At 60.6% G+C, this 20,896-nt stretch carries 17 protein-coding genes and 1 pseudogene; 5 read left to right on the top strand and 13 right to left on the bottom strand.

The features are described 5' to 3' along the window. Positions 1 to 14 precede the first annotated feature (14 nt). The 3 genes from VCA57_RS14180 to VCA57_RS14170 all read left to right on the top strand — a co-directional run bounded on the left by VCA57_RS14180 (position 15) and on the right by VCA57_RS14170 (position 3,080). Positions 15 to 2,099, top strand: coding sequence for a TonB-dependent copper receptor (locus VCA57_RS14180; RefSeq protein WP_411185692.1), 2,085 nt, complete (start codon positions 15 to 17; stop codon positions 2,097 to 2,099). A 181-nt stretch (positions 2,100 to 2,280) separates the two neighbouring features. Next, complete coding sequence (locus VCA57_RS14175; protein WP_411185691.1) at positions 2,281 to 2,547, top strand: PepSY domain-containing protein; 267 nt, start codon at positions 2,281 to 2,283, stop codon at positions 2,545 to 2,547. Further along, positions 2,547 to 3,080: a cytochrome b/b6 domain-containing protein gene (locus VCA57_RS14170; protein WP_411185690.1), complete on the top strand. Its 534-nt coding sequence runs from the start codon at positions 2,547 to 2,549 to the stop codon at positions 3,078 to 3,080. The genes VCA57_RS14175 and VCA57_RS14170 overlap by 1 nt, the downstream gene beginning before the upstream one ends. A gap of 8 nt (positions 3,081 to 3,088) precedes the next feature. Here VCA57_RS14170 and VCA57_RS14165 read toward each other — a convergent pair whose 3' ends face one another. The 6 genes from VCA57_RS14165 to VCA57_RS14140 form a co-directional block, all read right to left on the bottom strand. Further along, positions 3,089 to 3,823 carry a substrate-binding periplasmic protein gene (locus VCA57_RS14165; protein WP_411185689.1) on the bottom strand — a complete coding sequence of 245 codons (735 nt, stop codon included), beginning with the start codon at positions 3,821 to 3,823 and terminating at the stop codon, positions 3,089 to 3,091. Positions 3,824 to 3,834: 11 nt separating this feature from the next. Then, on the bottom strand, positions 3,835 to 5,148 hold the full coding sequence (locus VCA57_RS14160) for a diguanylate cyclase domain-containing protein (RefSeq protein WP_411185688.1): 1,314 nt from the start codon (positions 5,146 to 5,148) through the stop codon (positions 3,835 to 3,837). A 49-nt stretch (positions 5,149 to 5,197) separates the two neighbouring features. Further along, positions 5,198 to 5,959: a substrate-binding periplasmic protein gene (locus VCA57_RS14155; protein ID WP_411185687.1), complete on the bottom strand. Its 762-nt coding sequence runs from the start codon at positions 5,957 to 5,959 to the stop codon at positions 5,198 to 5,200. Positions 5,960 to 6,088: 129 nt separating this feature from the next. Further along, positions 6,089 to 7,036, bottom strand: a complete 948-nt coding sequence (locus VCA57_RS14150) for an adenosine deaminase (RefSeq protein ID WP_411185686.1) — start codon at positions 7,034 to 7,036, stop codon at positions 6,089 to 6,091. Positions 7,037 to 7,281: 245 nt separating this feature from the next. Further along, positions 7,282 to 8,250, bottom strand: a complete 969-nt coding sequence (locus tag VCA57_RS14145; RefSeq protein WP_411185684.1) for a 2-oxoglutarate and iron-dependent oxygenase domain-containing protein — start codon at positions 8,248 to 8,250, stop codon at positions 7,282 to 7,284. Positions 8,251 to 8,381: 131 nt separating this feature from the next. Beyond that, positions 8,382 to 9,464 carry a BMP family ABC transporter substrate-binding protein gene (locus tag VCA57_RS14140; RefSeq protein WP_411185683.1) on the bottom strand — a complete coding sequence of 361 codons (1,083 nt, stop codon included), beginning with the start codon at positions 9,462 to 9,464 and terminating at the stop codon, positions 8,382 to 8,384. Between the two features lie 356 nt (positions 9,465 to 9,820). Here VCA57_RS14140 and VCA57_RS14135 point away from each other — a divergent pair. Further along, positions 9,821 to 10,271 (top strand): annotated as a pseudogene (locus VCA57_RS14135) (REP-associated tyrosine transposase). A 106-nt stretch (positions 10,272 to 10,377) separates the two neighbouring features. On the opposite strand, the gene VCA57_RS14130 reads toward VCA57_RS14135, so the two are convergent. From VCA57_RS14130 to VCA57_RS14120, 3 genes are all read right to left on the bottom strand, one after another. Continuing rightward, positions 10,378 to 11,304, bottom strand: a complete 927-nt coding sequence (locus VCA57_RS14130) for an ABC transporter permease (protein ID WP_411185682.1) — start codon at positions 11,302 to 11,304, stop codon at positions 10,378 to 10,380. A 199-nt stretch (positions 11,305 to 11,503) separates the two neighbouring features. After that, a complete protein-coding gene (locus VCA57_RS14125) occupies positions 11,504 to 12,601 on the bottom strand; it encodes an ABC transporter permease (protein ID WP_411185681.1) in 1,098 nt (365 codons plus the stop codon). Between the two features lie 11 nt (positions 12,602 to 12,612). Next, a complete protein-coding gene (locus tag VCA57_RS14120; protein WP_411185680.1) occupies positions 12,613 to 14,187 on the bottom strand; it encodes an ABC transporter ATP-binding protein in 1,575 nt (524 codons plus the stop codon). 315 nt (positions 14,188 to 14,502) lie between these two features. Here VCA57_RS14120 and VCA57_RS14115 point away from each other — a divergent pair, with 315 nt between their 5' ends. Continuing rightward, positions 14,503 to 15,813, top strand: a complete 1,311-nt coding sequence (locus VCA57_RS14115) for a CitMHS family transporter (protein ID WP_411185679.1) — start codon at positions 14,503 to 14,505, stop codon at positions 15,811 to 15,813. A gap of 45 nt (positions 15,814 to 15,858) precedes the next feature. Here VCA57_RS14115 and VCA57_RS14110 read toward each other — a convergent pair whose 3' ends face one another. The 4 genes from VCA57_RS14110 to VCA57_RS14095 form a co-directional block, all read right to left on the bottom strand. Next, positions 15,859 to 16,455: an IMPACT family protein gene (locus VCA57_RS14110; RefSeq protein ID WP_411185678.1), complete on the bottom strand. Its 597-nt coding sequence runs from the start codon at positions 16,453 to 16,455 to the stop codon at positions 15,859 to 15,861. A gap of 76 nt (positions 16,456 to 16,531) precedes the next feature. Further along, entirely contained in the window at positions 16,532 to 18,409 is a 1,878-nt protein-coding gene (locus VCA57_RS14105) for a PhoX family protein (RefSeq protein WP_411185677.1), read from the bottom strand. Between the two features lie 81 nt (positions 18,410 to 18,490). Next, positions 18,491 to 19,153 (bottom strand): TetR family transcriptional regulator C-terminal domain-containing protein, encoded by a 663-nt coding sequence (locus VCA57_RS14100; protein ID WP_411185676.1) that lies wholly within the window; start codon positions 19,151 to 19,153, stop codon positions 18,491 to 18,493. 199 nt (positions 19,154 to 19,352) lie between these two features. Further along, the gene (locus VCA57_RS14095; protein ID WP_411185675.1) at positions 19,353 to 20,705 is read right to left on the bottom strand and encodes a uracil-xanthine permease family protein; all 1,353 of its coding nucleotides are present in this window, start codon (positions 20,703 to 20,705) and stop codon (positions 19,353 to 19,355) included. Positions 20,706 to 20,896 lie beyond the last annotated feature (191 nt).

The following is a 20,896-nucleotide window of genomic DNA, read 5'->3' as shown; positions in this document are numbered from 1 at the left end:
ATTTTGGAATCCCCATGTCTACTCGTTCGCTATTGATAAGTGCTGCACCTTTTCGTTTGGCTCCGCTGTGTGTCGGCCTGCTCTGGGCTGCTCAGGGGCATGCAGGACAAACGCCTGAACAAACTGCCGAGCTGCAGTTGCCGCCGTTGGTGATTACCGCCGTACAGCAGCGCTCACCACTGACTGTGGTGGCAGACCCTAAGCAAGCGCGTCAGCCAGTGCCGGCCAGTGATGCCGCTGATTACCTGAAGACCATTCCCGGTTTCTCGGCGATTCGCAGTGGTGGCAGCAACAGCGACCCGGTGCTGCGTGGGATGTTTGGCTCGCGCCTGTTGTTGCTCACCGATGGCGGGCAGATGCTCGGTGCCTGTCCGGGACGAATGGACTCGCCCAGCTCGTATATCTCGCCGGAAACCTATGACCTGCTGACCGTCAGCAAAGGCCCGCAAACGGTGATCTGGGGGCCTGGTGCCTCGGCTGGAGTGGTGCGCTTTGACCGTGAGCCGGAGCGTTTTGGTGAGCTGGGCACCCGCCTGCATGCCAGTGTGCTGGCCGGCTCCAACGGCCGTTTCGACCAGACGCTCGATGGCGCTGTCGGCGGCGAGCTGGGCTACTTGCGCTTCACCGGCAACCGCTCGCATTCGGATGATTACGACAACGGTAATGGCGACACCATCCCCTCGCGCTGGGACAAATGGAACGGCGATGTGGCGCTGGGCTGGACCCCGGATGCCGACACGCTGATCGAGCTGACTGCCGGCCGTGGCGATGGCGAGGCGCGCTATGGCGGTCGTGGCATGGACGGCACCCAGTTCAAGCGGGAAAGCCTCGGTTTGCGCATTGAGCGCAGCAATCTCGGTGGCGTGCTGGATAAAGTCGAGGCCAAGCTCTACTACAACTACGCCGATCACATCATGGATAACTTTCGCCTGCGCATGCCGGACCTCACCAGCATGATGAGTGGCCCAATGGCGGCCCAGGTCGACCGCCGCACCCTTGGTGCGCGCCTGGCCGCCACCTGGAAGTGGCAGGACGTCGAGCTGATTACCGGCGTCGACGCCCAGCGCAGCGAGCACCGCCAGCGCAGTTCCACCTTGAGCATGATGGGCGACTACACCGACGCTGACCGTTTTCCTTGGGACAAGGACGCTCTGATGCACAACTACGGCGTGTTTGCTGAGTCCACTTGGCAACTGGCCGAACGTAATCGCCTGGTGTCCGGTGCACGTCTGGACCGCGCCTCGGCCAAGGATTATCGGCAGAGCTTCAGCAGCATGATGGGCATGCCGACGGCTAACCCAACAGCCGGCGAAACCCGTGCCGATACCTTGCCCAGCGGCTTTGTACGCTACGAGCATGATCTGACTGGCTCGCCGACCACGGTGTATGCAGGTATCGGCCATGTGCAGCGTTTCCCTGATTACTGGGAGCTGTTTTCTGCTGAGCTTAATGGGCCGGCCGGTGCGGACAACGCCTTCGATGGCATCAAACCGGAGAAAACCACGCAGTTGGACGTTGGTATTCAGTATCGCGATAAAGCGCTGCAGGCCTGGGCCTCGGCCTATGTCGGTCAGGTGCGCGATTACATCTTGTTTGATTACCGCGGCATGAGCACTCAGGCCGACAATATCGACGCGCGCATCATGGGCGGCGAGCTGGGTGTGGCGTATGACTTGACTGCCAACTGGAAGACCGATGCCACCCTGGCTTACGCCTGGGGCAAGAACAGCTCCGATGGCGAAGCGCTGCCGCAAATGCCGCCACTGGAAGCCCGCCTGGGGCTGACCTACCAGCGTGATGACTGGAGTGTCGGCGCGTTGTGGCGGGTGGTCGATGGCCAGGGTCGCGTGGCGGACGGGCGTGGCAACGTGGTCGGGCAGGACCTAGGCGAGAGTGCTGGTTTCGGCGTGTTCTCGCTCAACGGCGCTTACCGGGTAACCAAGCAGGTCAAGCTGAGTGCCGGGGTCGACAACCTGCTCGACAAAAACTACGCCGAGCACCTCAACCTGGCCGGCGACGCCGGTTTCGGCTTCCCCGCCGACACCCGTATCGACGAACCGGGGCGGACCCTCTGGGCCAAGGTCGATTTCGACTTCTAAGGTGTCCAGTCGTGGGAGGGGTTGGGCGGCATTCCACATCTGCACGGTTCGCTGGCTTGCACGATCTTCCCCGAACCGCCTCTGCGCGATGAATCTGCACGCGCTAATACAGCCTTAAGGTTCAGGCGCGACAGTAGTCCCCGCAGACACACAACTTCCCCTGCATCACGAGGACTACATCATGCGTAAATTGCTTCTGCTGTCTCTGGCTCTGGCCAGCCCGCTGACCTTCGCCGCGACCGAATGCACCACCGCTGATAAAGCGCAGTGGCAGGATCAGGACAAGTTCCAGGCTGACCTCAAGGCTCAGGGTTACGAAATCAAGAAGTTCAAAGTGACCAGCGGTAACTGCTATGAAATCTACGGCCACAACAAGGATGGCCAGAAGGTTGAAATTTACTTTGACCCGGTCACCGGTAAGGTCATCAAAGGTGGCGTTGAAGGCTGATGAACACACCGACCCTACGCCTGTGGGACCCAGTGGTTAGGCTGTTTCACTGGTCCTTGGCGGGCGCTTTTCTGGCTAATTACTTCTTCACTGAAGAGGGCGAAAACTGGCACCGCTGGTTTGGTTATTACGCCGTAGCCTGGCTGGCGATTCGGCTGGTGTGGGGTTTTGTTGGATCACCGGCAGCGCGCTGGGCCGACTTTTGGCCGACTCGGGCGCGTTTGAGCGAACATCTTAAAGCGCTCGTCAGCGGGCGTGACTACCACCGCATGGGGCATTCGCCACTTGGCGGTTTGGTGATGATCGGCATGATGCTGCTGATGCTCGGTCTGGGCGTGACCGGCTTTCTGATGGAGGAAGTCGATTACTTCTGGGGTGCCGATTTACCGCTGGAAATTCATGATTTCTGTGCCAATACGCTGATGGCCCTAGTCGGCCTGCACATCGCAGCGGCGCTGTTTGAAAGCTATCGACTGAAGGAAAACCTGCCGTTGTCGATGGTTACCGGCAAGCGGCGTGTGCGGCGCGATTGAGCCGCGCGTCACTGGCTATTTTCCATTAATCGCACTATCTCGCCGCTGCTACGCAATTGCTCGAAGGCGCGGCGAGTCCGCTCAACAATCGCGTCCTCAGTGGCGTTGCTGTAGGCCAGATAGAGGCCGGTGATAAGACCGTCCAGGGGCATAACTTGCTCTAGGCTGGTGAAATCAGCGCCTGCTTCCTTGCTTAGGCGTTTAGCGTCTCCCTCTAACAATGGCAGCAAGTCGATCTGCCCATTAAGCAGTTGCCGCATGTTGTTGTGATTCTGCGGCGCTACAAATAGCTTGGTGAAGCCTTGGGACTTCAAGTAAGCGTGGCGCACGTCGTCGCGTACCACGCCGATTGAGTAACGCTTGGCGTCTTCCAGGCTGTTCACCTGGATGTCCTGGCGCTGCCTGAGTTTGTAGAGGTAAGCCTTATAGGGCTTCACTTCGCCCACCCATTTGAACAGCTGCTCGCGCTCTGGCGTGCGCAAGATCAGATAAATGAGCACGTTGGGTTGCTGCAGGGCCATGTCGTAGGCGCGTGCCCAGGGGTATAGCGCCAACTGGTATTCCAGGCCGGCGGCATTGAGCGTGCGTTCAACCACTGCAGTGGCCGGGCCAGAAACCTTATCGCCATCCATAAAGGCATGCAGGCTGTCTTCGGTAACCGCCTGGATCGTCTCGGCACGGACAGCGCTGCACAACAGCATAAGCAGGGCTGCAAGCCAGGCACCATGGGGTATGGTCTTCATGATGAGCCTCTTTAGTCGGATGTGGATGTACGGTTTCGTCCCTGATGCTTAGCGCGATATAACGCTTCGTCTGCACGTTGTAGCAGGGTCTCGAAATTGTCTGGGGCATTGCCCAGTTGGGCGACGCCGATACTCAGTGTTATATGCGGCGCTACAGGCGAGTAGGCGTGGGCAATCGGCTGCTGTTCAAGCAGGCGGTGCAAGCGCTGTGCGGCATTCTCTGCTTGCTCGGCATCGAGTCCTGGCAGCAGTACGGCAAACTCTTCGCCGCCGAGCCGGGCAACCAGTTCGCCGGCTCGGCAGAACACCTGTGTCAGCAACTGGGCAAACTGTTGCAGACACAGGTCGCCCGCATTGTGGCCATAGTTGTCGTTGTACAACTTGAAATGGTCGACGTCGCACATTAATACCGAAAGTGGCTGGCCCCGACGCCGGGCGCGGCGTAGCTCGATTTCCTTGACCTCGTCAAAGTGGCGGCGGTTGGCAATGCTGGTCAATGGGTCGCGACGGTTCAGTTCCCGCAGCAGGTCGTTGGCGGCGCGTAGCTCAACGGTGCGTTCTTCCACCAGTTCTGCCAGGCGGTCGCGGTGGGCGGCCAAGTCTTGTTCTGCCTTGTGTTGGCGTTCGATGTAGCTGGAGAGTTTGTTCTGCAGGTTGTTCACGCCGCTCTCCAGCAGGCTTAGCTCGTCCTTATGCTGCCCGCGGCGTTGCAGTCGCAGCGCGCGATGCAGACTGGCAGGTGAGAGCTGGCTCAGGTGGTTGGCGATGTGTCGGACGTGAACCGTTACCGAACGATTGAACGCCCACATGATTACTCCGGCCAGTAGCAGGGATTGCAGCACCTGAGTAACGACAATACTGGCGACATCACTGATTAACTGCCGCCAGAGCAGGGCTGAGTTGCCGACCAGGCGTAGCTCGCCAACTTTTTCCTCTCCCCCGGGGAAGGGCGTATAGGTCAATACGCGCTGCAGTGTCGGAGCTTGGCTTGAGGTGGTTGAGGTGTCAGGTGTTGTGCGCTGGAGCACCTCGGGGGCACGCCCCGGCTTGAGTATGTGCAGTTCAACATTACTGACAGTGGCAACCTGAGCGACGCTGTCCAACTGGGCTTGCAGCGAGTCCTGGTCCATTTCCCAGATTGCCTTGGAGAGTGTGCCGCGAAATACCTGATCGATCAGCTGCAGGTCGTTGCTCATGGCATCCCGGTTGTACTGCCAGGCAGAGAGGGTGCGTACGGTGGTACTGAGCAGGATAAATAACACGCAAAACGCCAAGGTCGTCAGCACGAGGCGACGCCCCAACGAGTGATCGATGAGGGGCGGCACTGCTTGTCCTTCTATACTGCTCAACGGCTGTTCAGGCATTGGCGAAGTCCTATTGCCACTTGCGGGTGATGGTGTCGTAACGGCCACTGGCGCGAATTTTTTGCAGGCCTGTGCGGAATCGCTCGACCGTCGCATCGGGGGTCTTCAGGCTGAAGGCCATACTTAGCCCCCGAGCGCCACCCAAATTAGCCAGTGCCAAGGCGCGATGCAGTGTCTGCGCTGGGTCCTGACCAGCACTGCGCACCAAGTACACGGCGTTTGGTTCATTGGCAATCCACAGATCAACACGACCCAAGAGCAGTTTTTCGTAATTGTGCTCGTACTTGTTGCTCGACTGCAGGTTTTGCCCAACAGCGAAGCCTTGGCCGATCAGGTACTGTTCGCCGGCATCGTCCTTGACCGTGGCAATCTGCAGACGGCGCGCTTCATCCAGGCTATTCAGGCGTAAGTTTGGATTGAGTGAAAATAGGTACCAGTCGGTCTGGGCGATAGTGTCGACCCATTTGAACTTAAGCTCGCGCGAAGCGGTGCGTGCCATGCAATAGATCAGCACGTTCTCGGTGTTTGTGGCGATATCGTAGGCCCTCGCCCAGGGCATCGACTGGATCGTCGCTGTTTCGCCAATTTCGTCCAGTATGGCTTCGACTATCTCTGTGCAAAGCCCGGTGAGATGGCCGTCGATCGTCATATTGAACGGCGGCAGCTCTTCGGTAACGATGCGCAGCTTTTCTTCTGCAAGTGCCGGCAGCGAGAGGCCGAGCAGTAATGCGAGTGATTCCAAAAGATAAGCGCAGCGCCATGGCCTCTTCATAATGCAACCTCAGCAATGCAATGTTGGCGAGAAGCGCAGCCTGATTGCGCATTGCTATCATCGTGCAATATCTCCCGCCGCGCTACGCCGCAGCGGGAAATCATGCCAGCTTGCTGGGTCGCCTTGGCTTTAGGCCAGGCGCGCATCCAGGCTGTTTTGCGCCAGGCGCTTGGCCTGTTCCTGAGTCATGCCGAGGCTGTTATGCAGCGCGGCGAAGTTCTCGGTGACGTAGCCGCCGAAATAGGCCGGGTCGTCCGAGTTCACCGTGACCTTCACCCCGCGTTCGAGCATTTGCAGGATGTTGTGCTGGCGCATGTCGTCGAACACGCAGAGCTTGGTGTTGGATAGCGGGCAGACGGTCAGCGGGATCTGCTCGTCGATGATGCGTTGCATCAGCCGCTCGTCCTCGATGGCGCGTACACCGTGGTCGATGCGCTCGATCTTCAGCAGGTCCAGGGCTTCCCAGATGTACTCCGGCGGGCCTTCTTCACCGGCGTGGGCCACGGTCAGATAACCCTCGCTGCGCGCCTTATCGAATACTCGCTGGAACTTGCTCGGCGGATGGCCCATCTCTGAACTGTCCAGACCGACGGCGATAAAGGCATCGCGGAACGGCATGGCTTGCTCAAGGGTTTTAAACGCTTCTTCCTCGGACAGGTGACGCAGAAAGCTCAAGATCAAACCGTGGCTGATGCCCAGTTGTTTCTCGCCATCGACCAGCGCCTGCTTGATACCGCGCAGCACCACTTCAAAGGGAATGCCACGGTCGGTGTGGGTCTGCGGGTCGAAGAACGGCTCGGTGTGGATAACGTTCTGCGCCTTGCACTTTTGCAGGTAGGCCCAGGTCAGGTCGTAGAAGTCCTGCTCGGTGCGCAGCACGTCGGCACCGGCGTAGTACAGATCGAGAAACTCCTGCAGGTTGTTGAAGGCATACGCACTGCGCAGCGCTTCGACATCATTCCAAGGCAGGGCGATCTTGTTGCGTTCGGCCAAGGCGAACAGCAACTCGGGCTCCAGCGAGCCCTCAATGTGCAGGTGCAGTTCGGCCTTGGGCAGGGCGTTGAGCCAGTCGTACATGGTCAGTTCTCGTTATCAGGCGTAATCGTTGGCAAGTTTAACTGTAAGGACAGGATTTCGCCGAATCGAACGGTGACTCGCAAGGTTGGTTTGAGCGTTCCCACGCTTCGCGTGGTAATGCAGCTGCAGATGCTCTGCGTCTGTGGGACGCGGAGCGTCCCAGGCTGGGGTTCCCACGCTGGAGCGTGGGAACCATCAGAAACGCCAAAGCTCGCGGCTAAAGCCCCTCCCACGGGAAGCCTCAGCTATAAACCCTGCTGCTCTTCGCGCCGATACGCATAAGTGTCGGCAAAGCGCGACAGCAGGTACTCGGCGCTGGTGACGGGCGGGTACTTGGGCGGGTTGGCGGCGTCTGAACAGTTTGGCAGGCAGCTGATTTCGGTGTCCGGGTGCGGCTCGGCGAAAAACGGCATGGAGTAGCGGTCCACGCCCAGCGGGCTGACTACCCGGTGCGGGGTGGAGGTGTAACGGTCGTTGCTCCAGCGCGCGAGCATGTCGCCGATGTTCACCACAAAGCTGCCGGCAATCGGCGGTGCATCAATCCACTCACCCTCGCGGTTACGTACTTGCAAGCCACCGGCGTCGTCCTGGTAGAGCAGGGTGATGCAGCCGTAATCGGTATGCGCGCCGGCACCTTGCTGTTCGGCACTGCTGGCGGTGTGGCGCGGCGGGTAGTGGATCATGCGCAGCACGCTGATCGGCTCGCGAAAGCGGCTGTCGAAAAAGTCGCGCTCGATATCCAGCGCCAGGGTCATGGCCCGCAGCAGGGTCTGCGCCAGTTCCTGCATATCGCGGTAGTGCTGTTCCATCAGTGCAGCCCAGCCGGGTAGCTGTGGATGCCGATTGGAGCCGCGTAGTGGCTTACCGGCGAGCACCTCCGGGTGCTCGGCAGGCATATGGAAACCCATATCAAAGGTTTCCTTCAGATCGCTCGGTGTGTTCGGGTCCAGCTGCTCGGTGGCGATGGCCCCGTAGCCGCGATGGTGAGCGGTCTGGGTAATGTCGATCTTGAGCTTCTCAGCCGCTGGCAGGGCGAAGAAGGTCTTGGCGGCAGTCAGCAGCTCGTTGATCCGCGCCGGGCTGATGGGATGCCCGGTGATATAGAAGAAGCCCCACTCACGGCAGGCACGGTCAATTTGCTCAGCCACCTTAGGCCAGGCGGATTGGTCGCTGCTGTAGAGAGGGGCGATGTCGATAATTGGTAGAGCGTTCATGGTTAGCCTCGGGTGGGGCGTGCTGCGAGTCTTCTCGTACCCAGGGCAGCGAAAAAGGACGATACCGGTTAAGGCATCGTCCTTCTGATGCGGTTCTGCCGGTGAGGCAGGGACGGCATCTGGGTTATGGCTTACTTCGGCAGTTCAGCCTTTACGTTTTCCACGTAGTAGTTCATTGAGGCCAGTTCGGCATTGGTCGCGACCACGCCGGCTGGGATCTTCTCTACGCCGCTTTGGTCCTTGATTGGCCCGGTAAACGGGTGGAAAGCACCGCTCTTGATGTCGGCAATGAGCTGCTCTGCTTCGGTTTTCACGTCAGCCGGTACCAGGTCGCTGATTGGCAGGCGAATGGTGTCTTCAGCCAAACCGCCCCAGAAATCCTGCGACTTCCAGGTGCCGTCGATCACCGCCTGGGTGGCTTGGACGTAGTGCGGGCCCCAGTCGTTGACGATCGAGGTGAGCACGGCTTTTGGCCCGAAATGCGCCATGTCCGAGGCATAGCCTACCGAGTAAACGCCACGACGTTCGGCGGTCTGGATCGGTGCCGGGCTGTCGGTGTGCTGGAATACCACGTCCACGCCTTGGTCGATCAGCGCGTTGGCCGCGTCGGATTCTTTGCCCGGATCGAACCAGGAGTTGACCCACACCACTTTGATCTCGGTGCCTGGGTTGTACTTGTCCAGCGCGAGTTGAATGGCGTTGATATCGCGGATTACTTCCGGGATCGGGAAGGAGGCGATGTAGCCGATTTTCTTGGTCTTGGTCATTTTCGCGGCGAGGAAGCCACCCACGTAACGGCCTTCATAAGAGCGCGACAGGTAAGTGCCAACGTTCTTGTCCTGCTTGTAACCGGTGGCGTGTTCGAAGGTCACCTTGGGGAATTGCTTGGCCACTTTCAGCGTCGGGTTCATGTAGCCGAAGGAGGTGGTGAAAATCAGGTCGTAACCGCCTTTGGCCATGTTGCGGATAACCCGCTCGGCGTCGGCACCTTCAGGCACGTTTTCCACGTAGCTGGTTTCAACCTTGTCACCGAGTTCCTTGATCACCGCCTGACGGCCTTGCTCGTGCTGGTAGGTCCAGCCATGGTCGCCAATCGGACCGATATAGACGAAGCCGACCTTCAGCGGGTCAGCAGCGGATGCGCCCAGGGTGGCGCTGAAACCCAGGGCGGCTACAAGGGCGCGCAGCAGCGGTTTTTTGCTCTTCTCGAACATGGTCAGTGGAACTCCGATGTGTGTGGGTACGTTGTTGTTAAACAGCTGCCAATTGAATTGCAAAAAGCTGACCAACTGGACAATTAGCGGGTAATGCCGCGTTATTACGCAGAACCCCGCCGAAGCGGGGTTCTGCTGTGGTGCTGTGCTGGTGCGTAACAGGATTGCTTTGCTTCCTGCTGGTGCGATGGTGCTCTTGGGGTGTCGCGGCTAAAGCCCCTCCCACGGGACGCAGCAATCTTGGGAAACGGCTTTTGTGGGAGGGGCTGGGCGGCATTCCGCTTTAGCCGCGACTGGCGATAGTGCGTTTCAAGCAGCTATAACCTGTGCAGCGAAAACTATCAGGAGGCAACGGAATGCCCCACTCAAAGCACCTGCGCATCGCTCGCTTTTCTGAGCATCAGCGTATCTACCTGCTAACGGCCACTGTCGAGAAGCGCGAACCGATCTTTACGGATATCCAGCTTGGTCGCCTGCTGGTTGCAGAGCTAAGAGCGGCTCATGGCGATGGTCTGGCTGAGTCCTTGGCTTGGGTAGTGATGTATGACCATCTGCACTGGCTGCTTGTGCTGCAGCGCGGCTCACTCAGCGAGTTGATGCGACGAGTAAAAGGTCGCAGCGCTCGGCAGATCAATCCACTTATTGGCCGCCATGGGCGGTTGTGGCGGGACGGTTTTCACGACCATGCGCTACGCCGCGAAGAGGATGTGTTGGCGGTTGCGCGCTATATCGTCGCCAACCGCTTTGCGAGCGGGGCTGGTGCAGCGGGTTGGTGATTACCCGCTGTGGGATGCTGTGTGGCTGTAAAAGCTGTCGCGGCTAAAGCCCCTCCCACGAGTTACCACAAGTGGTGGGAGTGCTGCGTGGGAGGGGCTGGGCGGCATTCCGCTTTAGCCGCGAGCAAGTTAAAAAATTAGTGCCCCGGCTGCCAGGGTTTGCCCAGTGATACGGGAGCGAACAGGCGGGTTTTGATGGCGTCGCGCGAGAGCAGTACCAGCACCAGAATGGTCGCCACATACGGCAGCATCGCCAGCAGGTTGGACGGGATCGATAGGCCGATACCCTGGGCGACCAGATGGATGATGCTGGCCAGGCCGAACAGGTAAGCGCCGAGCAGCACACGCAATACCCGCCAGCTGGCAAATACCACCAGAGCGAGGGCGATCCAGCCGCGTCCGGCGGTCATGTTTTCTGCCCACATTGGCGTATAGGCCAACGATAGATAACCGCCCGCCAGCCCGGCCATGGCCCCGCCGAACAGCACCGCCAGGGTACGCACGCGCAGTACCGGCAGGCCCATGGCGCTCGCTGCATCGGGATTCTCGCCAACGGCTTGGATGATCAAGCCGATGCGGCTTTTCAGCAGCACCCAGGCCACCAGGCCGAACAGGGCGAAGGACAGGTATACCAGCACATCCTGAGCAAACAGCATGCGCCCGATCAGTGGAATATCACTGAGCAGCGGGATGGCGATAGGTTCGAAACCGGTCAGGGGTTTGCCCACCCAGGCTGCGCCAACAAAGGTCGACAGGCCGACGCCGAAGATGGTCAACGCCAGCCCGGTGGCCACCTGATTGGCGTTAAAACCCAGTGCCACAGCGGCGAATAGCGTCGACAACAACATGCCCGCCGCCATCGCCAGCAGTACGCCGAGCCACAGGTTGCCGGTGCTCAGGGCGACGATAAAGCCGATCACCGCGCCAAACAGCATCATGCCTTCCTGGCCGAGGTTGAGCACACCGCTCTTCTCGCACACCAGTTCACCCAAGGCCACCAGCAGCAGCGGCGTACCGGTGCGCACCATGGCGTAGAAAATATTGCTTAGTAGATCGAGATCCATGTTTTAAACCTCAAGCTGCGCGCTAAGCGCGGCAGGTAAAAATGATGTCGGTTATCTGACTTGTGGGAGGGGCTTTCGGCTCTGGCATCCTGCTTCGCTCTACCTCCTGCATCCATGCAGTCGTAGCCGCGATGCTTTGAATAAAAAAGCAGTCGCCGCTAAAGCGGAATGCCGCCCAGCCCCTCCCACATGCTCGGTCTTAAGTCGTCGCCTGTTTAAGTGCTGCGCGCTGTGTCCACTTCAACTTCAAGCGTGGCCGATAGAGGATCAGCACGTCACAAGCGAGCAGGAAGAACAGCATCATTCCCTGGAATAGCTGGGTGATCGCCTGGGGCAGGTTCATGGTCATCTGCGCGTTCTCACCGCCCAGATACAACAGCGCCATCAACAGGCTGGCGAAGACGATGCCGAGCGGGTTGAGGCGACCGAGAAAGGCCACGGTAATCGCTGCATAGCCGTAACCCGGTGAGACCTGTGGCACCAATTGGCCAATCGGCCCGGCTACTTCACCGACACCCGCCAGCCCGGCTAGGCCTCCGCTGACCAGCAGGGCGAACCACACGAGGCGCTTCTCGCGAAAGCCAACAAAGCCGGCAGCGCGGCGGTCGAGGCCGAGCACCTTAATCTGGAAGCCAAGAAAGCTTTTTTGCAGCAGCACCCACACCGCCACCAGCGCCAGCAGGGCGAAGTACAGGCCGGCGTGCAGGCGGCCGTCCTCACTCACCAGCGGCAGGCGGCTGGCATCGCCGAACATCGCCGACTCGGGGAAGTTAAAACCGGCCGGGTCCTTCAGCGGGCCATGCACGAAGAACAGCAGCAGGTTCAGGGCGATGTAGTTGAGCATGATGCTGGTGAGGATTTCGTTGGCATTGAACTGCGTGCGTAGCCACGCCGTCAGGCCGCCCCAGGCTGCGCCCGCCGCCATGCCGGTGAGCATCACCCAGACCAGCGCCCAGCGGCTGTCCCAGTCGATGATCTGAATCGCCATGGCGCTGCCGGCCAATGCGCCAAGTAGCAACTGGCCTTCGGCACCGATATTCCAGATGCGCGCTTGGTAGGCCACGGCCAGGCCCAGGGCGCAGAGCAGAATTGGCAGCGCCTTGACCAGCAGCTCCGATACTCCGTACCAATCGGCCAGCGGCGCGATCAGCAGGGTGTGCAGGGTTTCCAGCGGGTCATGGCCGAGCAGGGTGAACAGCAGCGCGCCGCTGCACAGGGTCAGCACGGCGGCGAGCAGTGGCGATAACCAGAGCATGGCACGTGATTGCTGACCGCGTGGTTCGAGGGATAACAGCATCTAAAACTCCGTCAGCTCAGGCTGGCAGCAGGCGCTGCGAGCGGGCTTGTTATAGGGGGCAGCACCGCGAATTCGCCAGCCATCCAGCGGCCGACTTCCACCGCTTCAGTTTCTGCTGTGGCGGCCAGGGGCGAGAGCTTGCCGCTGCACAGCGCGCCGATGCGGTCGCTGATCTGGAACAGCTCGTCGAGGTCTTCGGAAATCACCAGGATCGCCGCGCCGGCATCACGCAGGGCAATCAGCGCGCGGTGAATCGCCGCTGCTGCGCCGACGTCCACACCCCAGGTGGGGTGCGCGGCAATCAACAGTTTCGGGTTCTGCAGAATTTCGCGGCCAAGGATAAATTTCTGCAGGTTGCCGCCAGACAGACTACGTGCGGCCGTATCGGCATCCGGGGTCTTGACCGCGAAGCGTTGGATGATCTCGTCAGCTAGCGCGCGCACCTTGCCGCGCTGAATCAAACCGTTGCTCAGCAAGCCGTGCTGAAAAGCGGTAAGCAGTGCGTTGTCGCTCAGGCTCATGTCCGGCACGGCGCCATGGCCCAAACGTTCCGCCGGGACAAAGGCCAGGCCCAGCTTGCGCCGCGCGTCCGGGTACAGATCGGCAATCGGCTGCGTGTCCAGGCTGATGCGTTCACGCTCGTTGCGCGGCAGGCGGGTTTCCCCGCTGAGCAGGGCCAGCAGTTCGTCCTGACCGTTACCCGCAACGCCGGCAACCCCGACGATTTCGCCGCTGCGTACTTCCAGGCGGATGTGGCTGAGGGTGCAGCCGAATGGGTCGGCATTGCGCCAGCTGAGGTCGTCCACGCGCAGGCGCGGCAGGCCGCCCTCGGCTTTCGGGTAGCTGCTTTCCAGGCCTTCGGCATCGCCAACCATCAGCCGCGCCAGTTCTAGGTCGCTGCATTCGGCAGGCACGCAATGGCCCGACACTTTGCCGCCGCGTAGCACTGTGGCGCTCTGGCACAGCGCGCGTACTTCGCCGAGTTTGTGGCTGATAAACAGAATGCTGCAGCCCTCGCCGGCCAGGCGGCGCAGGGTGACGAACAGCTCGTCGGCCTCCTGCGGGGTCAGCACCGAAGTCGGCTCATCGAGGATCAGCAGTTTGATGTCCTGCATCAGGCAACGGACGATCTCCACCCGCTGGCGCTCGCCAATCGACAGGCTGTGCACCAAACGCCCCGGCTCCAGAGCCATGCCGTAACGCTGCGAGACCTCACGAATCTTCGGCTCCAGCTGCTTTGGCGTGCCAGCGCTGGCACCCATGGCCAGGGCGATGTTCTCTGCGACGGTGAGGGTTTCAAACAGCGAGAAATGCTGGAACACCATGCCCACACCCAGGTTGCGCGCCATGGCCGGGTCGCGCATTGAAAGCAGCTCACCGTGCCAGCGAATCTCACCGCTGCTGGGTTGGGTAACGCCGTAGATGATCTTCATCAGAGTGCTTTTGCCGGCACCGTTCTCGCCCAGCAACGCGTGAATCTCGCCGGCGGCAATCGTCAAATCGATACGGTCGTTGGCCAGGCAGCCGGGGTACTGCTTGCTGATGGCGCTTAGCTGCAAGCGTGGAACAGAGGGGGAACTGGACATGGGCAGTGGCTCGGGAATGACAACTGCTCGGGTTAAAGCAAAAAGCTGGCCAGTGAGTCAGAAAATTCACCAGGCGTGGCGGGCTGTCCTCAGCGGTTAGCGCAAGTCCCGATCCTTGCTCTTTTCTGGTGCGTGGCGTGGGCCGGCTCGCGCCAAACCGGGTCGTGCTAACGACATATTCCCTGACAAATGGTCCCGGTAGCGCTTGTCGGGTAAAGGCTGGTGAAAGGTTCGCTCTTTAGGCTCCGCGCGGTTGTGCATGCGGCCCCCGATTGACAAGAACCCGATTGACAAGAACAAAGAGGAGAACGCGGTTTGTTGACCCTGATTGGTTTGTTGACCATTTGTAGCCTGGTAGTGCTGTTGCTCATTGGGCGCATGTCGCCTGTTCTGCCGCTGATTGTGGTGCCGCTGCTTGGGGCGCTGGCCGCCGGCTTTGGCCCCGAAGCAATTTCTGGATTCTTCACCGATGGCATCGGCCGCGTTATGTCGATTGCCACGATGTTTGTCTTCGCCATCACCTTCTTCGGTGTGCTGCAGGACACCGGGCTGTTCCGCCCGCTGATTAACGGCATGGTGAAACTGACTCGCGGCAATGTGATCGCGGTGACTGTCGCCACGGCAGTGATCGGCATGCTCGCCCACCTCGACGGTGCCGGTGCCACTACTTTTCTGCTGACCATTCCGGCCCTTCTGCCGCTGTACAAGCAGCTACGCATGAGCCCCTATCTGATGCTGCTGTTACTGGCACTCGGCGCGGGCATCTTCAATATGCTGCCGTGGGCTGGTCCGCTTGGCCGCGCCTCGGCGGTTACCGGCATTGAGGTGACCGAACTATGGCGGCCGCTGATCGCCGTGCAGGTGGTTGGCGTGGTCTTGCTGATCGCCCTGGCAGCATTGCTTGGCTGGCGTGAGCAGCGCCGCATCGCTGCCGGTAAAGCCGCTGATGAAGGCGTACTGGTAGAAACCGACAATGCCCTGGGTGAAGTCAGTGATGAAGAGCGCGCCCTGGAGCGCCCGACGCGGCTCTGGCTGAATGCCGGGCTGTTTCTGCTGGTGCTGGTCTCGCTGTTTAGCGGCATTCTGCCGGCCGGCTACATCTTTATGATCGGCCTGTCGCTGGCGCTGTTGCTCAACTACTCCGGTGGCAAGGCGCAGATGCAGCGTATTGCCGCGCATTCACCGGCAGCGCTGAGCATGGGCATGATCATTCTGGCGGCGGGTTCGATGCTCGGCATCTTCACCGGTACTGGCATGCTCACCTCCATCGCCCAGGACTTGGTGCAGGTATTGCCCGCGCCGCTGGTGGGCCAGCTGCACATCATCCTTGGCCTGTTCGGCCTGCCGATGGAGCTGATGCTGAGCACCGACGCCTACTACTTCGGCCTGCTCCCGGTGACCTTGGAAGTGGTCGGCAACCAAGGCGTATCCGCCGCTTCAGTGGTCTATGCGCTGACTATCGGTAACATCATCGGCACCTTTATCAGCCCGTTCTCGCCGGCACTCTGGCTGGCCTTGGGCCTGGCCGGCCTGGACCTGGGCCGACACATTCGCTACTCGCTGTGGTGGATGTGGGGCTTCTCGCTGGTGCTGTTCGGCGCGGCCTGGACCATCGGTCTGTTCTAAACAGTTAGCCTCACCCGCCGTCACGGGTGAGGCTGCATTGCACGGCTAATCTGGCGCGCTAATCGGCTGCAGCAGCAGGCGTCCACGGCTGAGGTCAGCCAGGGTTTGTTGCAGGGCAGCGAATTGCCCCTGAGGCACGCTCAGGCTGAGCAGCGCGCCGTTGGCGTCGAAGGTTTCCGCCTCGATGCGGCTGGCAAAGTCGTTCAGGCGCGCCTTGACCAACGCCAGATCGGCAAACGGGCAATGCAGGCTGACCAGTTGCTGCGCGACCTGTTCGACACGCTCGGCCGCTTGCAGGCATTTGTTGGCGCTGCCGCCATAGGCGCGGGCCAAACCGCCGGTGCCAAGCTGGATGCCGCCATACCAGCGGATTACCAGCACGGCCACCTGGTCGCAGTCCTGCGCTTCGATGGCCGCTAGGATGGGGCGGCCAGCGGTGCCGCCCGGTTCGCCATCATCACTAAAACGATACTGCTGACCCACCTTCCACGCCCAGCAGTTATGGCTGGCGCTGGCGTCGCTGTGCGCGGCGATAAAGGCTTGCGCCTCGGCTGCGCTGGCAACGGGCGCGGCGAGGGCGAGAAAGCGGCTTTTGCGAATCTCCTCGCGGTAGTCGCAAGGGCCGAGCAGGGTAAAGGGCATGCACAAGGCCTAAAACGAAAAAACACCCGCCAGTGTAAGGATCTGGCGAGTGTTTTTCGAATTGGTGTGGCGTAGGTTAAGCGCCGATTACACCACCGTCTTCGCGGCGGATGACCACCACCGAGGAACGCGGGCGCATGTCCGCGCGGTGGTCCGGGAAGGTCGAACCGCCACCTTCGCCCGGATGCTGAATGCCCACGAACATCGAGCGTTGGTCCGGGGCAAAAGCCAGCCCGGTCACTTCACAACCGCGTGGACCGACCATAAAACGGCGTATCTCGCCGCTGTCTGGGTCGGCGCAGAGCATCTGGTTGTTGCCCATGCCGGCGAAGTCGCCGCTGTCGCTGAAGTTGCCATCGGTGAGAATCCACAGCCGCCCAGCCGCATCGAAACCCAGGCCGTCAGGGCTGTTAAACATGTTCTCGGCGTTGATCTGCGCGGAGCCGGCGTTAGCCGTGTCGGGGTGCACGGCCGGGTTGCCGGCGACCACGAAGAGGTCCCAGTCGAATACGTCAGCGGCGGCATCATTGCCGCTTTCACGCCAGCGCAGAATCTGTCCGTAGAGGTTGTTCTCGCGTGGGTTGGCGGCATCGACCGGCTGGCCTTCGCTGCCGCGCTTGCTGTTGTTGGTCAGGGTGCAATACACCTGACCGTCCTTGGGGCTCACGGCGATCCACTCGGGGCGATCCATGCGTGTGGCGCCGACATGACGACCGGCCTGGCGAGCGCGAATCAGGACGTTGCCTTGGTCAGTGAAGCCGTGTTCGGCGGTCAGGCCGTTTTTGCCCAGGGTCAATTCCACCCAGCGGCCCTGGCCACGTGGTTGCTCGCCGCTGGCGTCGAGTTTGGCCACAAACAGCGTGCCGTGATCGAGCAGGTGACGGTTGGCTGCCGCGTCGTTAGGCGTTAGGCGGTCACGGCTGACGAACTTGTAGATGAACTCACCGCGCTCATCATCGCCCATGTACACCACCACACGGCCATCACGGCTGGTGGCAAGGGCGGCGTTCTCGTGTTTGAAGCGACCCAGCGCGGTGCGCTTGATCGGTGTGGAGTCCGGGTCGAATGGGTCGATTTCAGTGATCCAGCCGTGGCGGTTCAGCTCGTTGGGGTGGCGGGAAATATCGAAGCGCTCGTCATACAGGTGCCAGCGGTTGTCGCTGGCACCGGCGAGTTGCACGCTGAAGCGCTGCTGATCGTCGCTCAGCGCCAGGTTGGCATCGGTGCTGTCGAAGCAGTCGCTGAAGTTTTCCTCACAGGTCAGGTAAGTGCCCCACGGCGTCATGCCGCTGGAGCAGTTCTGGAAGGTGCCGAGTACCTTGATACCGTGCGGGTCGGCTGCGGTTTTAAGCAGTTCGTGGCCGCGCGCTGGGCCGCCGAAGGTCATCGGCAGGTTGGCGTGAATGCGCCGGTTGTAGCGCGAGTCCTGAACAAACTGCCAGGCACCGTTGTGCCGACGTACTTCGATCACGCTGACGCCCACGGCGTTTTGTGCCTTGCGCACATCTTCCAGCGATTGCGGCGGTTTGCCGTGCACCAGGAAGTAGGCGTAGTTGACGTACTCGTTGTTGATCGCCAGCAGCGCGCGGTCCGGGTTGCCGGGCCACGGGAAGAAGCTCATGCCGTCGTTGTTATCGCCAAACTGACTAAGTTGTTCGGCGGCGCTATGGCTGCCATCACCCCGGTAGGGCGTGGCATCGGCGTGCAAGGGCTGGCCCCAGCTGATCAGCACATCGAACTTATAGCCAGGCGGCAGGGTGATGGTATCGGCCGTGCTGGCCGCCAGGTTGGCGAAGCCGAGCAGCGGGCTGGCGGCAATGGCGTTGGCCAGCGCGCTGCGGCCCAGCAGGCCGCCGCCGAGAAACAGCGCAGCTCCGGCCAAAGCACCCGCGCCGATAAAGCTCCGGCGGCTGAGTAGCAGACGCTCCATATCTGTCAGTTGGTGATCGTTCATGCAGGCGGCTCCCATTCGGTTTAGGGAGTGCATGCTAGAAAGCCATCGTTACGTTTAGATGACGGCTCTACTACGCGCTTATCAGACCGGTGGCGTGAGCCCGCAGCCTTTGAGAATGATGTGGATGAGGTTGTTGCCCGCGTGCTCGATATCCTGCTTGGTGAGGCGTGCTTTACCGCTGACGCGGCAGACCTGCGAGGCGAAGTCAGCGTAGTGCTGGGTGCTGCTCCAGAGCAGAAAGATCAGGTGCACGGGGTCGACCGGGTCCATCTTGCCAGCGGCGATCCACGCCTCGAATACGGCGGCGCGGCCACGGAACCAGCTCAGGTAGTCCTGGTTGAAGTATTCGGACAGGCATTCCCCGCCGCTGATCACCTCCATGGCGAAAATGCGCGAGGCCTTGGGGTAGCGCCGCGAGAACTCCATCTTGGCGCGGATATAGCGGGCCAGCGCTTCGGCCGGGTCGTCCTCGACCGTCAGGGCGTTGAAGGTGCTGTCCCAGAGTTCGAGGATGTTGCTCAGCACCGCCAGGTACAGGCCTAGCTTGTTGTTGAAGTAGTAGTGCAGGTTGGCCTTCGGCAGGCCAACGGTCTGCGCGATGGTATTCATGCTGGTGCCTTTGAAACCGTGTTTGGCGAACTCTTCCTCGGCCGCTGCGAGAATGGCTTCTTCGTTTTTCTGACGAATGCGCCCGGCAGGTTTGCCGGAAGAATGGGCGCTGTGCGCCGGTACTTCAAAGGTCATGGAGTGATTCCGAACTGTTCTGGGAGCGTGTGCACTGATACCGCACAGCTGGCTGAGTGACAAGCATAAGGCCGCGATATCGCACACAAAATCGTCTGCCAAGCATGCCGTGCACTGCCTTTGTGCATGGCGCATGCGCTGTGTGCAGTTATATGGCTACGGTGCTCATCGCGCTGAGCTGCCTCAGGCCTGCCCAGTGTCAGTGGCGCTGTTCGCTGTCCATCGGCAGCAGCAGGTTCATCAGAATGGCGGTAAGGCCGCCGCTGGTGATGGCCGAGCCGAAGACGTTCTGTACCAACTGTGGCATCTGGTTAAGCAGCTCCGGCTGGCTGGAAACGCCCAGGCCGATGCCGAAACTGGTGGCCATGATCAGCAGGCTGCGGCGGTCTAGCGGTGCTTGGGCGAGGATGCGGATACCGGCAGCCGCGACGCTGCCGAACATCACCAAGGTTGCGCCGCCGAGCACCGGCTTGGGAATTTGTTGGAGCACCGCGCCGATCAGCGGGAACAACCCCAGCACGATCAGAATCGCGCCGATGTAGTAACCCACGTAACGGCTGGCCACGCCGGAGAGTTGGATCACCCCGTTGTTCTGGCTAAAGGTGGTGTTGGGGAAGGTGTTGAACAGCGCGGCAATCAGCGAACTGATGCCGTCGCCGAACACTCCGCCCTTGATGCGGGCCAGGTACTCGGGGCCTTTGATTGGCTGTTTGGAAATCATGCAGTTGGCAGTCAGGTCACCGGTGGTTTCGATGGCGGTAATCAGGTAGATCAGGGCCACTGGGATAAAGGCCATCCAGTCAAACGCGAAGCCGTAACGCAACGGTATGGGCAGGCTCATCAGTGGCAGGTCCGGCAAGGCTTTGGGCACCAGCACCCCGCAGAACCAGGCCGCCAGGCAGCCAACCAACAGGCCGATGATGATTGCCGAGAGGCGCAGCCAGGCATTATTCAGGCGGTTGAGCACGATGATCACCAGCAGCACCAGAGCGCCCAGGGCCAGGTTGATCGGTGCGCCAAAGTTCTCCGCTTTTACTCCGCCGCCGACATCGGTGATGCCGACCTTAATCAGGCTGACGCCGATGATGGTGATGACAATACCGGTCACCAGCGGCGTGACGATGCGCTGCAAACGGCCAATAAAGCGGCTGAGGATCATCTCGATAAACGCGCCGAAAAAACACACGCCGAAGATCATCGCCAGAATATCGTCCGGGCTGCCGCCGCGTGCCTTGACCATCAGTCCGGCACCGAGCACCGCACTGAGAAAAGCAAAGCTGGTGCCCTGTACGCAGATCATGCCGGCGCCAATCCCGAACGGCCGCCGCGCCTGAATCAGCGTACCCACGCCGGAGACCATCAAACCCATGCTGATCAGGTAGGGCAGTTGCTCAGCGAGGCCGAGTACGCCGCCGATGATCAGTGTTGGCGTGATAATGCCGACAAAGCAGGCCAGCACGTGCTGTAGCGCGGCGGAGAACGCCGGCAATGGCGCAGGGCGGTCATCAAGGCCGTAAAGCAGATCGGAAGTGGCTGGCGATTCAGTGGTCATGGGGCTGTTCCGTGAATGGGTTGGCGTACCTGCAAATGCGCGCAGGCACGCCGGCCACTGCAAGAAGCTGTCCAGGTTGTCAGCTTTGTGCGGATTTTCCGTAGCAATAGTCGAAGGTCTTGTTGCGCCTTATGTATACGATTGTTTTGTATTCTGTGTGCAGTTTTTCTGGTCGATATGCCGTGGATTTT

The sequence above is a fragment of the Pseudomonas sp. genome, assembly GCF_046581935.1.
Lineage (GTDB): Bacteria > Pseudomonadota > Gammaproteobacteria > Pseudomonadales > Pseudomonadaceae > Aquipseudomonas.
The sequence above is the reverse complement of the archived record's forward strand: the minus strand, read 5'-3'. Positions and strand labels throughout refer to the sequence as shown.

What these genes read in the sequence shown, in the direction of transcription:
- VCA57_RS14180 (WP_411185692.1), top strand. Translation starts at nt 15, where the DNA reads ATGTCTACTCGTTCGCTATTGATAAGTGCTGCACCTTTTCGTTTGGCT.
- VCA57_RS14175 (WP_411185691.1), top strand. Translation starts at nt 2,281, where the DNA reads ATGCGTAAATTGCTTCTGCTGTCTCTGGCTCTGGCCAGCCCGCTGACC.
- VCA57_RS14170 (WP_411185690.1), top strand. Translation starts at nt 2,547, where the DNA reads ATGAACACACCGACCCTACGCCTGTGGGACCCAGTGGTTAGGCTGTTT.
- VCA57_RS14165 (WP_411185689.1), bottom strand. Translation starts at nt 3,823, where the DNA reads ATGAAGACCATACCCCATGGTGCCTGGCTTGCAGCCCTGCTTATGCTG.
- VCA57_RS14155 (WP_411185687.1), bottom strand. Translation starts at nt 5,959, where the DNA reads ATGAAGAGGCCATGGCGCTGCGCTTATCTTTTGGAATCACTCGCATTA.
- VCA57_RS14150 (WP_411185686.1), bottom strand. Translation starts at nt 7,036, where the DNA reads ATGTACGACTGGCTCAACGCCCTGCCCAAGGCCGAACTGCACCTGCAC.
- VCA57_RS14145 (WP_411185684.1), bottom strand. Translation starts at nt 8,250, where the DNA reads ATGAACGCTCTACCAATTATCGACATCGCCCCTCTCTACAGCAGCGAC.
- VCA57_RS14140 (WP_411185683.1), bottom strand. Translation starts at nt 9,464, where the DNA reads ATGTTCGAGAAGAGCAAAAAACCGCTGCTGCGCGCCCTTGTAGCCGCC.
- VCA57_RS14130 (WP_411185682.1), bottom strand. Translation starts at nt 11,304, where the DNA reads ATGGATCTCGATCTACTAAGCAATATTTTCTACGCCATGGTGCGCACC.
- VCA57_RS14125 (WP_411185681.1), bottom strand. Translation starts at nt 12,601, where the DNA reads ATGCTGTTATCCCTCGAACCACGCGGTCAGCAATCACGTGCCATGCTC.
- VCA57_RS14120 (WP_411185680.1), bottom strand. Translation starts at nt 14,187, where the DNA reads ATGTCCAGTTCCCCCTCTGTTCCACGCTTGCAGCTAAGCGCCATCAGC.
- VCA57_RS14110 (WP_411185678.1), bottom strand. Translation starts at nt 16,455, where the DNA reads ATGCCCTTTACCCTGCTCGGCCCTTGCGACTACCGCGAGGAGATTCGC.
- VCA57_RS14105 (WP_411185677.1), bottom strand. Translation starts at nt 18,409, where the DNA reads ATGAACGATCACCAACTGACAGATATGGAGCGTCTGCTACTCAGCCGC.
- VCA57_RS14100 (WP_411185676.1), bottom strand. Translation starts at nt 19,153, where the DNA reads ATGACCTTTGAAGTACCGGCGCACAGCGCCCATTCTTCCGGCAAACCT.
- VCA57_RS14095 (WP_411185675.1), bottom strand. Translation starts at nt 20,705, where the DNA reads ATGACCACTGAATCGCCAGCCACTTCCGATCTGCTTTACGGCCTTGAT.